This window comes from Alkalihalobacterium sp. TH-98 (genome assembly GCF_057473385.1).
In genome coordinates this window covers 428,377-442,111 of the sequence record NZ_JBYCKM010000045.1, presented here as the reverse complement: position 1 = coordinate 442,111, position 13,735 = coordinate 428,377, and the positions used below count along the sequence as shown (strand labels likewise).

The following is a 13,735-nucleotide window of genomic DNA, read 5'->3' as shown; positions in this document are numbered from 1 at the left end:
ATTACATTAAATGTTTAGTAATCGTTTCTAATCGGAGTCCCCTAGATGCTTTTATCAATACAACCGTTTCGCCATCTAAAAGTTGTAAAGTCCTGGCGATGAGATCTTCTTTATTAAAAAAGCTTTGTACTATAATCCTATGGTCATTTTTGTCATTAAATGCGTCTAGAATCCATTGTCCTTTTTCCCCTAAAGTGAATAGGTGCGTAATAGGCTCTTCAATAACAGCTGCAACTGAACGATGAAGTTCTTTTTCATCTGGCCCAAGTTCGTACATATCCCCAAGAATTAATATCCTTTTCGAAAATCCAGGTAATTCTTTTACTGCCTCTATCGCAGCTTTCATAGAAGTTGGACTTGCATTATATGCATCATTAATGATGGTTGACCCACTTAAACCGGTCATACGTTCCAGTCTCATCCCTGTTAAGTTTACTTGTTTTAGCCCGGTCTGTATACTTTTTTCCGATAATCCAAGCTCGCGCGCAACCATGATGGCATAGGCTGCATTTTTTATGTTGTGACGACCAAGCAGCGGCAGTTCATAAATCGTTTCATCACCTTTAAGAGAGAATGTAAAACCGTAATCACTAGTAGAGATATTTAAAACTTGTGCGTCACACGTGTCAGCAAAACCGCATGTACTTACATTTTTATGATAAAAAGACTTAAGTAATGGTTCGTCACCATCAATAAACACTCGACCATTTTCCCGTAAACCTTTTACAATCTCCATTTTGGCTTTGGCAATACCTTCCCGGCTGCCAAGCTGTTCAATATGTGATTCTCCGATGTTTGTAACGACAGCATAATGGGGCTCACCAATTAAACTTAGTAACTCAATTTCACCAAACCCACTCATCCCCATCTCTAAAATGAGAAGTTCACAATCACTTTCCATTCCTAGTATCGTTAAGGGCAATCCAATATGGTTGTTATAATTACCTTGCGTTTTATAGGTCTTATAAGAGGTTGACAAGACTGAATCTAAAATATCTTTTGTAGTTGTTTTGCCGTTACTCCCTGTTACACCAACAATTATAGGTTGGATGTGCTTTAAATATCTTTTAGATAATTGTTGAAGCCCTTGGATAGTTTCATTTACATAAAATAGTTGAAATTCTTCAGGTAAACTTTCCGGAACTGCTTTATCTTTTTGCCATAGAGAAGCTGTTGCTCCTTTTTCAATCGCTGTATGGATAAAATCATGTCCGTCAAAGCGTTCTCCTACAATCGGAATGAACAACCCATCAACCATTGGTTGGCGACTATCGGTATAAACACCAGTAAACGAAAGATTAATGTTCTGCCGTCGTACTCCTTCTGATATTTCTTCAACTAGCTTCCCAGATAATTTCATTGCATTCTCTCCTCAATGATTGCTCTTGCTACTTGTCTGTCATCAAAATCAATGACTTCTTTTCCTATTACCTGATACGTTTCATGTCCTTTTCCGGCAATAAGTACAACATCGTCAGCTTCAGCAAGAGAAATCGCGTGTTCAATTGCTTCTTTTCGATCAATGATGGAAACAAAGTTATCACTTTCAATTCCTGCTTCCATATCTTTTAAAATCATCTCAGGCTGTTCGCTTCTCGGATTATCCGCCGTAAAAACAGCTTTATAGGAATATTTAACAGCGATTTGAGCCATAATAGGACGCTTTGTACGATCACGATCACCACCACATCCTACGACGCAATAGATCTTACCTTTAGCTAACTCTTTAATGGTAGTAAGTACATTTTCTAAACTGTCAGCCGTATGGGCATAATCTACGATTACTGTGAACTCTTGACCTGCTTCTACTGTTTCAAACCTTCCTGAAACGCCTTCTACACTTTCTAAACTTTGCTTAATATCATTTAATTGGATCCCATGAGCTAAACAAGCTGCAGCCGCAGCTAAAGCATTATACACACTAAACTTCCCGATCAACTTCAACTCAATTTCCGTCTCACCGGCTGGAGTAGATAAAGTAAATGATGTTCCACCGGCTGTCATCTTAATGTTTTTCGCTCTTACATCGCTCGATTCATTAATTCCATATGTTACAACTTGGGCTGCTGTCATTTTCTTATATTCTACTGAAGCTTCATCATCGTCATTTAAAATTGCAATTTTTTTACTCGTTTGATCATATGTATTTCCTAGTTGTGAAAAAAGCAAACCTTTAGCATATTTATAAGCTTCCATCGTTTGATGATAGTCCAAATGGTCTGGCGTTAAATTCGTGAAAACAGCAATATTAAAGTCACATCCTCTTACTCTCCCTAGATGAAGTGCGTGTGATGATACTTCCATAATGGCTGTATTTACTTGTTGGTCAACCATTTGCTTAAACGTCTTCTGTAACGTAAGCGATTCAGGGGTTGTATTTTTTGTCTCAAACGTTTGATCACCTATTTTTGTATACATCGTACCTATTAAGCCTGTTCGTTCCCCTGCATCATTTAATACTTTTTCTATTAAATGAGTAACTGTAGTTTTACCATTTGTTCCCGTAATCCCAATCAGTGATAACTTTTTCGTTGGATGTTCATAAAAATAATTAGAAAGTATAGCCATAGCTCTCTTTGTGTCATTAACTAATATAACAGGTACCGAAGCATTCACCGTTCTTTCTGCTACTATTGCAGTTGCTCCGTTACTGATCGCTTGATTAACAAAATCATGACCATCAACCGTATAACCTTTAATACAAATAAACAAACTACCTTCTTGCACTTCCCGTGAATCCATCTCAATAGACGAAATCACCGGATTAGATTGATCATTTAAAATGTTAACATATTGTAATTTTTGAACTAGTTGATCTAATTTCATAGTCAATACCCTCTCTATTACTTGCATTTAATATCTATCGTAGGAAAAAGATATGCGCTTTAATCATATTTTTTAAGAATTTCTCTTTCAAGTGTATGTTAAAAAAACCTGAAGAAGTCCCTTTTCCTATAATGTATTCCTATAACACAATGAATCCCTCCGAAGTATGTACCGGAGGGAATTAAAGTGTTACAGAACTATTTTAGTCTGTTGTGTCTGATTTGTCACCCATATAAAGTCTTATCGTTGAACCTGCCTTTACTTTCACCCCAGGTTCTGGTGCTTGGGCTAACACTTTGGACCCACTTCCAGAAGCGTCAATTTTCAGATCGTAGTAAGCTTGATTAATTTCTCGAATAGAAAGACCAACAAGATCTGGAGTTTCTATAATAGGTTCATCATTCCAAGCTTTTTCTTTTTCAATCTGGTCTGTTCGTTTGTCAACTCCCATGGCAGCAAGACTGTCACCAATAATCTTTCCAACAATCGGCGCTGCAACGACTCCACCGAATTGAACGGTCCCTTTTGGATTATCAATGGCTACATAGACAACAATTTCTGGGTTATCTGCTGGTGCCATTCCGATAAATGAGACAATATGATTATTTTCTAAATAGCGACCGTCTTTTGCTTTTTGTGCGGTACCCGTTTTTCCTCCAACTCGATACCCATCTACATAGGCACCTTTACCAGTTCCAAGTGCAACTACACTCTCTAACGCATGGCGAATTTCTTTAGATGTATCTTCAGAAATGACTCTTCTTTTTAAAATTGGAGCTTGAGAACTCACCACTTGTCCTGTTACCGGGTCAATCCATTCTTTCGCGATAAATGGTTGATATAAATATCCGCCATTAATTGCTGCAGAAACCGCCGCTACTTGTTGAATTGGCGTAACAGAGACCCCTTGACCAAAGGCAGTAGTTGCTAACTCTAATGGGCCGACTCTATCTCGATTAAAAAGGATCCCTTTTCCTTCACCTTGGAGGTCGATCCCTGTTTTTTGGCCAAATCCAAACTTTTCAATGTAGTCAAACAAACGATCTTTTCCTAACCGTTCACCTAAAACAACAAATCCCGGGTTACATGAGTTTTGAACGACTTCTAAAAACGTCTGATGTCCATGTCCGCCTTTTTTCCAGCAACGTAACCGGTGTCCAGACACTTCAATAAACCCTGGATCATTAAATGTCTCTTTGTGTAAATCCACTTCGCCTTCCTCTAAGGCCGCTGCGATCGTTATGATCTTAAAAGTGGAACCCGGCTCATATTGCATCCAAACCGGCTTGTTTTGGTTGTATATTTCTGGTGGAACTTCACGGAAATTTTCTGGATTATAATGTGGTCGACTCGACATCCCTAGAATTTCACCTGTATTTGGGTCCATTGCAATTGCAATTGCACCATCTGGATTATATGTGGCTTCCGCTATATCTAACTCCCGTTCGATGATCGTCTGAACCTTACTATCTATTGTAAGCTTTAGATTAAGACCATCTACTGGAGGCGTATACTCATCTGCTAAATCTGGTAATCTCTTACCCTTAGCATCTGAGAAGAAGGATACATGTCCTTTTTTCCCACTCAAATGTTCGTCATATGTTAACTCCAGACCTGTTAACCCTTGATTGTCAATTCCAGCGAAACCTAATACATGTGCTAAAAACTTTCCGTTCGGGTAATGTCTTTTACTATCTTCCGCGACATAAACCCCTGGTAAATCTAGCGCTCGTACTTCATTTGCTTTTTCTTTTGATATTTTTCTTCCTTCTGGATTAATCCTAACAGATGATGCACTTTTCGTAATGAGTTCATACGCTTTTTTTCTATCCATATTTAGAACGTTTGCTAATCTCTCAGCTGTCTCTGCAGGTTGTTTCACTTGACGAGGAACTACTAATATTGACGGTGCACTAACATTAGTAGCGAGAATTTCATTATTTCGATCTAAAATTTCTCCTCGTTTAGCTTCAAATGGTATGTCACGACTCCAAGAATCTTCGGCTCTGTCAGTTAACCAGTCTCCCATTCCAAATTGTACATAGCCGAGGCGGATCGCGATGATCGAAAAAATGATTAAACCAAATATTAATACAAATACTAGACGTTTTCGTACGGTTACATTGGACACTCGCACTACTTGTACCCCCAATTTCCAACCTAGATTTCACATATAGCAAGGCTTGTCATCCTTGTTTTACTTATATGCGGAATACTAGACAATTAGAACAAAGAGGGCTATCTCTTATTGTTCTTCATTAATCTCTTCTTCTTCGAGGTCTGCTTCATCCGAATAACTTTCATAATTAGGTAATTCTAGTTCAACAGTAATATGTTCTTCTAATCTTACAGGACTTCCTGCGCTAATACTTTGGCTAGTTACAAAGCCGGTTCCAAATATATTCATATTGAGATCGAGTGCTTTTGATAGTTTCATGACATCACGGAACGACCAACCTTCAATATTTGGCATCGTAAAAATTTCACTGTTAGTAACAAGAACGACCTTTTCATTTTCAATCACATAACGGCCAGCTACCGGCTGCTGTCCTTCAACCTTGTTCCCATCACCTAAAACGATAACTTGTAGTCCTTCACTTGCTAATTCACTCTTAACAGTCTCTACTGCTTTTCCTTTATAGGCTTTCAATTCAAGCCCTATTTCTTCGCTTTCTACTATATCTCGGTAACCTGGATTTATATTTAAATATTGTAAACTATGTTTCATTACCGTATTAAAAATTTGTGATACTGGTGCAGAACCGGATTCTGTTTCTTTTAATTTCGGGCGGTCTACAGCTACATATACGATGACTCGAGGATCATCCTTAGGCGCCATTCCTAAAAATGAGAAGATATTTTTTCCATGTCCACGTAAATACCCTGGTCCGTCCGGATTAGGTACTTGAGCAGTACCTGTTTTACCAATAACGTCAAATCCTTCAATATAGTAGGGCGTTCCTGTTCCAGCGGAAGAGGTGACAACGGTCTCTAGTATATCAATTACTTCCTTTGCAGTAGCCTCCGAAATGGGTTGTCCTGCTTCAGTTGGCTCATTCTTTTCTACAACTTTGCCTGTTTCGGGATCAACAATTCGATCGATCACATAGGGCTTCATCATCTTTCCTTTATTGGCAATCGCTGTTGCCGCTTGGACTTGTTGAATTGGCGTGACCGCTGTCGCTTGTCCAAAAGCAGTGGATATAGCATTAGACGCATTTTTTCCAGCAATTAAACTCGTAGCTTCATTTGGCAGGTCGATACCTGTTATCTTCGTAAACCCGAATTTATCAAGATAGTCATAGACTCTGTCTGTTCCTAACTTTTCATTAGCAATCTTTGAAAAAGCTACATTGGAAGATCGTTGCATACCTTCATTGTAAGAAATTTGTCCCCAGCCTCTGCCTTGATTATGATCTGAAACAACCCTGTTACCTATGCGGTATGTCCCAGATTGAAACTGTTCATTACCATTATAAACACCTTCTTCAATAGCAGCTGCTAACGTAAAAATCTTCATCGTAGATCCCGGCTCAAACCGAGACGAAACTCCGAAATTAATAAAGTTCTTAATATCTTCATATTGATTTGGGTTGAAACTAGGTCGGTTGCTCATCGCTAATATTTGACCGGTTTTCGGATCAGCAACGATAGCTATCAATCTTTCAGGATCGTAATCCTCTTCAACTTTCGTCATCACTTGTTCTAAAGCTGTTTGAATATTAGAGTCCAGTGTTAAATACACATTCTGACCATTCCTAGGCGCTTCAACTGTTTCCTTTGGATCTGGTAGCCTAATCCCTTTTCGGTCCCTTTGGTAGACCACAGAACCGTGTTCGGCACGAAGAATTTCATCAAGACTGAGCTCGAGACCCATTCTCGACTTTTCCATATCCCTTTCTGTATAGCCAATGACGTGAGAAGCATACGTTTGTTTCGGATAGTAACGGCGAGGTTCTTCTCTAAATTCAATTCCTGGCAGATCATATTCTTCAATGGCCTTCATTTTTTCATGACTCATATTTTTAGCCCCAGCACCCAATTCAACTTGGAACCGGTCGCTAGAAAGCAATCGTTCAAGATTTTCAATTGACATATTGATATACGGTGATAAAATTTCAGCTGTCTTTCTCGGATCTTTTACAAAACGGTTTTGGCCCTTGTCTAAAACAGCAAACATCGTATAGGATTTTATTTCTTGAGCTAATGGACTGCCATCCCGGTCTAAGATAGTTCCACGGTGACCTTCTATAACATTTTTGGTTGTCCACCTTTGTTCTGCCATTTGCTTTAAATCATGTCCGCCTACTTCTTTTGTCGTTTGGATCATAACTATTCTTCCGATGAGTATTACGAAACAAACAAGAAAAATCGCCATAATAAAAACAGCTCTCTTATTCGTAACAGGTCTTTTATGAACTTCCATTATAATCACATCCTATTCCTGCGGGCGTTAGCATTCGATCATTTGTGAAGATTTTTGTCTTGAGTTTAGTGCATTAGATCATTCGTTTCTACTTAAAAAGAAAACTAGCTCACAGCGGAACTAGTTTTGTATCACTTTCACCTTATTGTCGTCTAAAGACATACCAAGTTTTTCCGTTGCAATGTGTAGGATTCTATCAGGTGCACTTAATTCAATTACTTGTAATTGGAGTCCCTCATTAACTTGAGACTGTTGTTGAATATCACGTTGTAAATTATGAATATCCCGATTCATAGAGTAAACCGAAGCGTAATTCGCAATGATGAAGGTAACTGCTACAGATAACGCCACAACCGCAAGTAAAGCTATTCCCTTTTCTCCCCTTGTAATGGAAAACTTTTGTTGTTTTGGCGCCTTTGTTTGCTTTGGCTGTTGAACTTGAGTTTCTTTTGTTTGCTGTTGCTGTTGCTGATATTGACGAGCCAAATTACTCATAATAAAACCTCCTTCAATTTTTTTCTGCAATTCTAAGCTTTGCTGAACGTGCTCGGTTATTCTTTTCAAGTTCATTTGTGCTTGCAACGATTGGCTTTTTCGTAATTAACGTAAGTTTCGGTTCATACCCCGGAGGAATCATTGGCATTCCAGGAGGCAGTTCTGGACCTCTGCTTTCCTTTTTAAATAAATCTTTGCAAATTCGATCTTCAAGTGAATGGAACGTAATGACACAAATCCTTCCTTTAGTTGCAGTAATTTCAATTGAGTCAGCTAGAGCTTGTTCAAATGCTCCTAATTCATCATTTACTGCAATACGTATCGCTTGAAAGGTGCGTTTGGCCGGATGCCCTCCTGTCCTTCTAGCTGGAGCAGGAATGGCAGACTTTATAATTTCAACTAGTTCCCCTGTCGTTTCAATACGTTTCTTTTCTCTTCCTGCTTCAATCTTTCTAGCAATTTGCTTTGCAAATTTTTCTTCGCCATACCTTGAAATAATGGAAACCAGTTTTCCAAACTCCCAATCATTTACAACTTCAGAGGCACTTAAAGATGCGGTTTGATCCATTCTCATATCTAGAGGTGCATCTTGATGGTAACTAAACCCACGGTCTGCTTCATCTAATTGGGGTGAAGATACTCCTAAGTCAAAGAGGATACCATCCACTTCTTCTATCCCTCTTGCCTGAAGTTCTTCTTTCATAAATCTAAAATTACTTTTAATCAAAGTGAATTTTCCTTCGTAGTGGCTTAATTTTTCTTTTGCATTGGCAATAGCAATATCATCTTGATCAAAGGCATAAAGATGCCCTTCTGAACCAAGTCGAGAAATGATTAATTCACTATGCCCAGCACCACCGAGAGTACAATCTACATAAATTCCATCTTCTTTAATATTCAGTCCTTCGACTGACTCATCTCTTAAAACTGTAATATGATTAAACATTAGCTTCCACCTCTTATAGGCTTTTCTTAGTTGCATTGGTTAAAGGTCAAAATCAACGATGTTCTCTGCAATCTCACTAAACGATTCTTCCGACTCCATGAAATAGTCTTCCCAGATTGCTTTACTCCAAATTTCCACCCGGTTTGATACCCCGATAATGACACATTCCTTTTCAATATGTGCATATTCCCTAAGGGGTGAGGCAATATTTACTCTACCCTGTTTATCAAGCTCACATTCAGTTGCACCGGAAAAGAAAAATCGAGTAAAGGCTCTGGCATCTTTCTTTGTAAATGGGAGAGATTTTAATTTACCTTCTAAAATTTTCCATTCATCCTGGGGGTAGACGAATAATGACCGGTCAAGTCCACGGGTTACGACAAAAGAGTCACCAAGTTCTTCACGAAACTTAGCAGGAATAATGAGTCTTCCTTTTTCATCGACATTGTGCCGATACTCCCCCATGAACATAGTCGTTTCACCATCCCCCACTTTATACCTCTAAGTTACCACATCCCCCCACTTTATACCACTAGATTTTCTAATTCTCCCCATAAAAAAAAAATCCTGCAAAAATGCAGGATTTTTTTAAAATTTAGTTAACATACTGTACTAACTTTGTACCTTTTTCATTTTATTTCGAAAAAAATTATAACTCAATAATTTTGTGGTTGCCGTTTATGTTTAAGTCCTGTTCTTTGACATTGTCTATAAACTCGTGACCAAATTGGTTGATTATCTGGAATATATTATAAATACGCTCCTGCGGCTTGTGATTAGGCAATACTATTTGTTCAACTTCATCATATTTCATTAATTCATACTTATATTTTTCCTTTTGTTGCCGCTCTAACTTATGATGAAGAAATTCTACTTGATCTAAAAGAATGTTAAGATTTTTAGTAGCAAGCTTTTGTGAAGTTTCATCTAGTTGTTCAGCAATTTGACGAAGTGGGGCGTGTATGCGTTCAATATCGCCTTTGACTTGTTTGGCCGTTGACTGAATATCCCACTTTTTTTGTTGGGTATACCAGCCATCTCTTATTTCTGCTAAAGATTTAGAAAGTGCATCTTCTAACGTTATTCCTTTATCAGTCAACCAGTTAATGTACTTCTGTTCTAAAACTGTTAGAGAAAGCCTCGGGACGATAGGGGGCATTTTCATCCCTACTGACTCAAATGCTGTTTTCAGCGTCGACCAATAGGCAATTTCTCCCGGACCGCCTACAAAGGCAAGTACAGGCAATAGATACTCTTGCATTAAAGGTCGGGTTACCACATTATTGCTTAACCGCTCAGGAGACATTTGAGCAATCGATAGTAAGTCTTGTTTTGAATACTTCTTATCATTTGCAAGGAAAAGTTCATCATTAACACGATCAATCCTTTGCCTTTGACCGTCTTCTAAAATAAATAGATTAGCATTGTCTTCATTTTGCTCAATTGGTGTTCCATAATCAAATTGGGCAATTTTCTCCGCCTGTGAAAGAAACGCTCTATGTATAGCCTCATTCTCTTCAATTAGTAAAGAAAACATTGGAGACTCCATCATACGAATTTGCGGTTCAGCAGAATCAAGTAATACGAGCCCTTCTTCTTTAAAAATCCATGCCATTAATTGACTAAAAAAATGAGAGTAATCGGTTGATTTTTTTAAGAATACTGTTACGGTTTCAAGAAGCTCTTTTGTGTAGGTCGTTTCCTCCAATGAAGAAAAAACATCCTCTATCCATTTTTTTGTTTTTTCATAATCAAGCGTTCTCTCTGAAAGCGGGAGTTTATTATCTTCAGTCTTATCGTATAACTGATGTTTAATTAATTTTTCGTTTTTTTGTAAAAACAAATGGTTAACCTCAAGAAAATCATGATCTTCTCCAGCTACCCAAAAAACAGGAATGACAGGAACGCCTAACCTCTTCTCTTGTTGCCTGGACAACATGATAGCTGTTAATGCTTTATAAATCGTATATAAAGGACCCGTCAATAAACCTGGCTGCTGTCCCGTTACGACCACTACACTGTTCGGATCTCGAAGACGCTCTATTTGTAATAATACCTTTTCATTGTGAACAAGACGTTCGTTATACTTTTTTAAAGCGTCAACTAAACAGTCTCTGTTATACGTTCGATTTCTTAAATATTCATATCGACTGCCATAAGCAGATTGATCTTTGTAGTCATATTCAAAAAACGAAAGGAGCTGAGGATCGTCTTCTAGATATGCCTTAGCTGCTTTTGTTGTTGGTGAAAGTTGAATTTCTTTCACATTCATTATGTAACGCCCTTTCATAAAAAACTTATACTCGAACGATTTGATTATAGCAAAATGATAAACGTACACAAAATAAAATGCTTAGAATCTTAACTTCCAAAAATCCGTGTTATTAATCCAAAGGTACTCAATAAAATATACGCTAAAAAAAATAAGATAAAATTAAAACGCCAAATACCCCTAAATAACCGGAAAAGGTGCACATCTTTCGCCACTTTCCAATGAATAATCGTAAAACAAATCGCTACGACAAAAAACACAATTAAAATGACCCATAAAAATGACTGCTTCCAAATTTCATAACTAATAAAATATACGGCAAGGATAAAAAACACCAAAGAAATATCTGCTGCCAAACGAACCGAATAACTTTTTTTCTTCGTAACTTTTACAGTAATAATATAAACTAAGTACCACCCTAAAATCGGCAGCGTTACAACTGTAGCTAATAACCAAGCGAAAGCACTACTCAATCTTCTCCCTCTCTTCCTGTTCCAGTCCTTTAATGCTTTCATATAAAAATTTTGTTATTGGCATATCAAACTTTTGCTCTTCCCCTTTTCGCAACGTATAACCTAAAATCGCTTCAATTTCTGTTTGATTTCCACTTTCAATATCACGTAACATCGATGACCTGTTCTTACCCGTTTTCTCACAAACTAATAAAACTTCTTCCCACAAACCTTCTTGCCCAGCAAGGTTGAGACTTTTGACCGTTTCCTCATACACACTACGCATTAAATTCAAAAAATATAAATTAGAAACTAATCGACCATTTGGTACTCTATACATGGCAGTCAAAGGGTTGATGCATGAGTTAACGACTAACTTTCTTTCGATAATGGATAACCAATCATTTAGCACGACGACAGGGAACTCTTCACTATTCAGTGACTTCCACAAGTGATTCCATACACCTTTTCCTTGAACAGCGCCAATTTTAATCATCCCTGCACCGGTGTGACGAACTTCCGTGTCAGAAAGCCTCACAGCCCCGTGCTCAACGATTCCAATAAACAATGTTTCAATCGGTAGTTTCTTAATTAGGGGAAGGTGCCCCATTCCGTTTTGCATGAACACCATCGTTCTCGGTATTGATGATTTACGTTCAAATTGTTCACATATAGCCTTAATATGAAATTGTTTTACAGTTACAAATACGATATCATCAATTAAATCACAAAGCTCATCCATTACCTTTGCGTGAACAGTAAAAACTTCAGTTTCATTATTCCTATAAAGAGTAATCCCAGCCTCATTCAGATGCTTTGCTTGTTTTTTACTACGTGTATATACATTTACATTAAACTGACTTTTTTTTAAGTAGGCAGCTAAAAGAAGTCCAATTGAGCCCCCGCCAATTACTCCAATATTCACACACCATCACTCCGCAAAGTTTCTCTTAAAATAAATAATATCATAATTATTTTCAAAGACGAATTATCAATTCAATTTTTTCCTTCAAATTTGAATAATTATCTAAAAATTTTTACTTTTTTAATTCTAGTAGAATTATTAGTTTTTTAACGATGTCCATATTCTTTTTGTAGTAAAATAGAGTAGGATGATTATTTTCTGTCACTTAAAATTACTACTATCAATTAGGGAGGTCATCTTATGGAGAAGCCGGAAGTTAAGCGCTTACTTATTAATTATAAAACATTAGAGGAATTTCAAAACTTTAGAGAATATGGAGCCCCTGAGCTCTCAATGAAGGAAGACCTTCAAGCGAATATCATCGAGAATGACAGCGAATCACCGTTTTACGGGATTTACTACGGAAATAAATTGATTGCAAGAATGAGCCTTTATCGAGTGAAAGGTAAGTTTGACCAGTACTTTGAACCACCACAAGACTATTTAGAACTATTTAAACTTGAGGTACTAGACAAATACCAAAGTAAAGGATATGGAAAAGCTTTAGTAGATTTCGCAAAGAGCTTTAACTTGCCAATCAAGACGAACGCGAGACAAAGATCGGATGAATTCTGGAATAGTATGGGCTTCGAATCCGCTACCTACCAACCTATGCGGGATCGTGGTGAAAACCCTTACGTTTGGTATCCAGAAGGAGTAAAAGAACAAGTATTAACAGAGGATTAAGTTAAAAAAGTCGACTCAACGTGAGTCGACTTTTTTAACGATTAATTTGTTTTTTCTTCAGGTAAGACCGCCATCTTTCTTGCCCGATCCATTATATTGATTAACGTTCTATAATCTTCATTAATAGTTTCTTTTTCCTTTTTAATGACTTTTATTTCTTTTTTCAGTTTGTCATTCGACTCTTTTAACTTTTCATTTTCTCTTTTTAATTTCTCATTTTCATCTTCAAGTTGATTACTATGTCCTAATTTGCTAGCGTAAGTTTGTAAATAGTTAATAACATCTTCGAGCGTCATATCAGACACTGGTGCTCCTTTCTCTTTTGAAGCTGGAGCTTCAGGTTCTTCATCCACAACCGAATTCACAACAGGAATTACTATTTCCTCACTAGCTTCAACTTCATAGTTTGCTTGATCTTGATCGTCATTTTGTGTTATTTTTCCTTTTTTACGTTGTTTCTTCGCTAATGTTATGGCTGCGTCATATTTTTTTCGAATTGCTGAGTTCCAACGAAATCCACACGCCGCAGACGTTCGTTGTAGCCTCTCGCCGACTTCTTCAAATGCTGCTAATTGTGTACTACCTTCTCGTATATGACGTAAAACCACTTCAGCTAAGATCAAATCCTCATCATTCGTCCATGCGTCTTGCCGAATAATAGACATGT

General features: G+C 37.5%; 12 protein-coding genes. 1 reads left to right on the top strand and 11 read right to left on the bottom strand.

The window, feature by feature from the left end; translation table 11 throughout:
- Window position 1: 1 nt before the first annotated feature.
- The 10 genes from AC2VNP_RS17810 to AC2VNP_RS17765 form a co-directional block, all read right to left on the bottom strand.
- Window positions 2-1,360, bottom strand: a complete 1,359-nt coding sequence (locus AC2VNP_RS17810; protein ID WP_486918624.1) for a UDP-N-acetylmuramoyl-tripeptide--D-alanyl-D-alanine ligase — start codon at window positions 1,358-1,360, stop codon at window positions 2-4.
- Window positions 1,357-2,826, bottom strand: a complete 1,470-nt coding sequence (locus AC2VNP_RS17805; RefSeq protein WP_486918623.1) for a UDP-N-acetylmuramoyl-L-alanyl-D-glutamate--2,6-diaminopimelate ligase — start codon at window positions 2,824-2,826, stop codon at window positions 1,357-1,359. Before AC2VNP_RS17805 ends, AC2VNP_RS17810 begins: the two co-directional genes overlap by 4 nt.
- Window positions 2,827-3,028: 202 nt before the next feature.
- Window positions 3,029-4,963, bottom strand: coding sequence for a stage V sporulation protein D (locus tag AC2VNP_RS17800; protein ID WP_486918622.1), 1,935 nt, complete (start codon window positions 4,961-4,963; stop codon window positions 3,029-3,031).
- Window positions 4,964-5,071: 108 nt separating this feature from the next.
- Entirely contained in the window at window positions 5,072-7,252 is a 2,181-nt protein-coding gene (locus tag AC2VNP_RS17795; protein ID WP_486918621.1) for a penicillin-binding protein, read from the bottom strand.
- A gap of 120 nt (window positions 7,253-7,372) precedes the next feature.
- On the bottom strand, window positions 7,373-7,747 hold the full coding sequence (ftsL, locus tag AC2VNP_RS17790) for a cell division protein FtsL (RefSeq protein ID WP_486918620.1): 375 nt from the start codon (window positions 7,745-7,747) through the stop codon (window positions 7,373-7,375).
- A gap of 13 nt (window positions 7,748-7,760) precedes the next feature.
- Window positions 7,761-8,693 (bottom strand): 16S rRNA (cytosine(1402)-N(4))-methyltransferase RsmH, encoded by a 933-nt coding sequence (rsmH, locus tag AC2VNP_RS17785; RefSeq protein ID WP_486918619.1) that lies wholly within the window; start codon window positions 8,691-8,693, stop codon window positions 7,761-7,763.
- A gap of 39 nt (window positions 8,694-8,732) precedes the next feature.
- Entirely contained in the window at window positions 8,733-9,164 is a 432-nt protein-coding gene (gene mraZ / locus AC2VNP_RS17780) for a division/cell wall cluster transcriptional repressor MraZ (RefSeq protein ID WP_486918882.1), read from the bottom strand.
- Window positions 9,165-9,342: 178 nt separating this feature from the next.
- Window positions 9,343-10,965, bottom strand: coding sequence for a bacillithiol biosynthesis cysteine-adding enzyme BshC (bshC, locus tag AC2VNP_RS17775; RefSeq protein ID WP_486918618.1), 1,623 nt, complete (start codon window positions 10,963-10,965; stop codon window positions 9,343-9,345).
- Window positions 10,966-11,054: 89 nt separating this feature from the next.
- Window positions 11,055-11,438 carry a DUF3397 domain-containing protein gene (locus AC2VNP_RS17770; protein ID WP_486918617.1) on the bottom strand — a complete coding sequence of 128 codons (384 nt, stop codon included), beginning with the start codon at window positions 11,436-11,438 and terminating at the stop codon, window positions 11,055-11,057.
- Window positions 11,431-12,342, bottom strand: a complete 912-nt coding sequence (locus AC2VNP_RS17765) for a 2-dehydropantoate 2-reductase (protein ID WP_486918616.1) — start codon at window positions 12,340-12,342, stop codon at window positions 11,431-11,433. Before AC2VNP_RS17765 ends, AC2VNP_RS17770 begins: the two co-directional genes overlap by 8 nt.
- 240 nt (window positions 12,343-12,582) lie before the next feature.
- On the opposite strand from AC2VNP_RS17765, the gene AC2VNP_RS17760 reads away from it, so the two are divergent.
- Window positions 12,583-13,068, top strand: coding sequence for an N-acetyltransferase (locus AC2VNP_RS17760; RefSeq protein ID WP_486918615.1), 486 nt, complete (start codon window positions 12,583-12,585; stop codon window positions 13,066-13,068).
- A gap of 41 nt (window positions 13,069-13,109) precedes the next feature.
- Here AC2VNP_RS17760 and AC2VNP_RS17755 read toward each other — a convergent pair whose 3' ends face one another.
- Window positions 13,110-13,733: an RsfA family transcriptional regulator gene (locus AC2VNP_RS17755; RefSeq protein ID WP_486918614.1), complete on the bottom strand. Its 624-nt coding sequence runs from the start codon at window positions 13,731-13,733 to the stop codon at window positions 13,110-13,112.
- Window positions 13,734-13,735 lie beyond the last annotated feature (2 nt).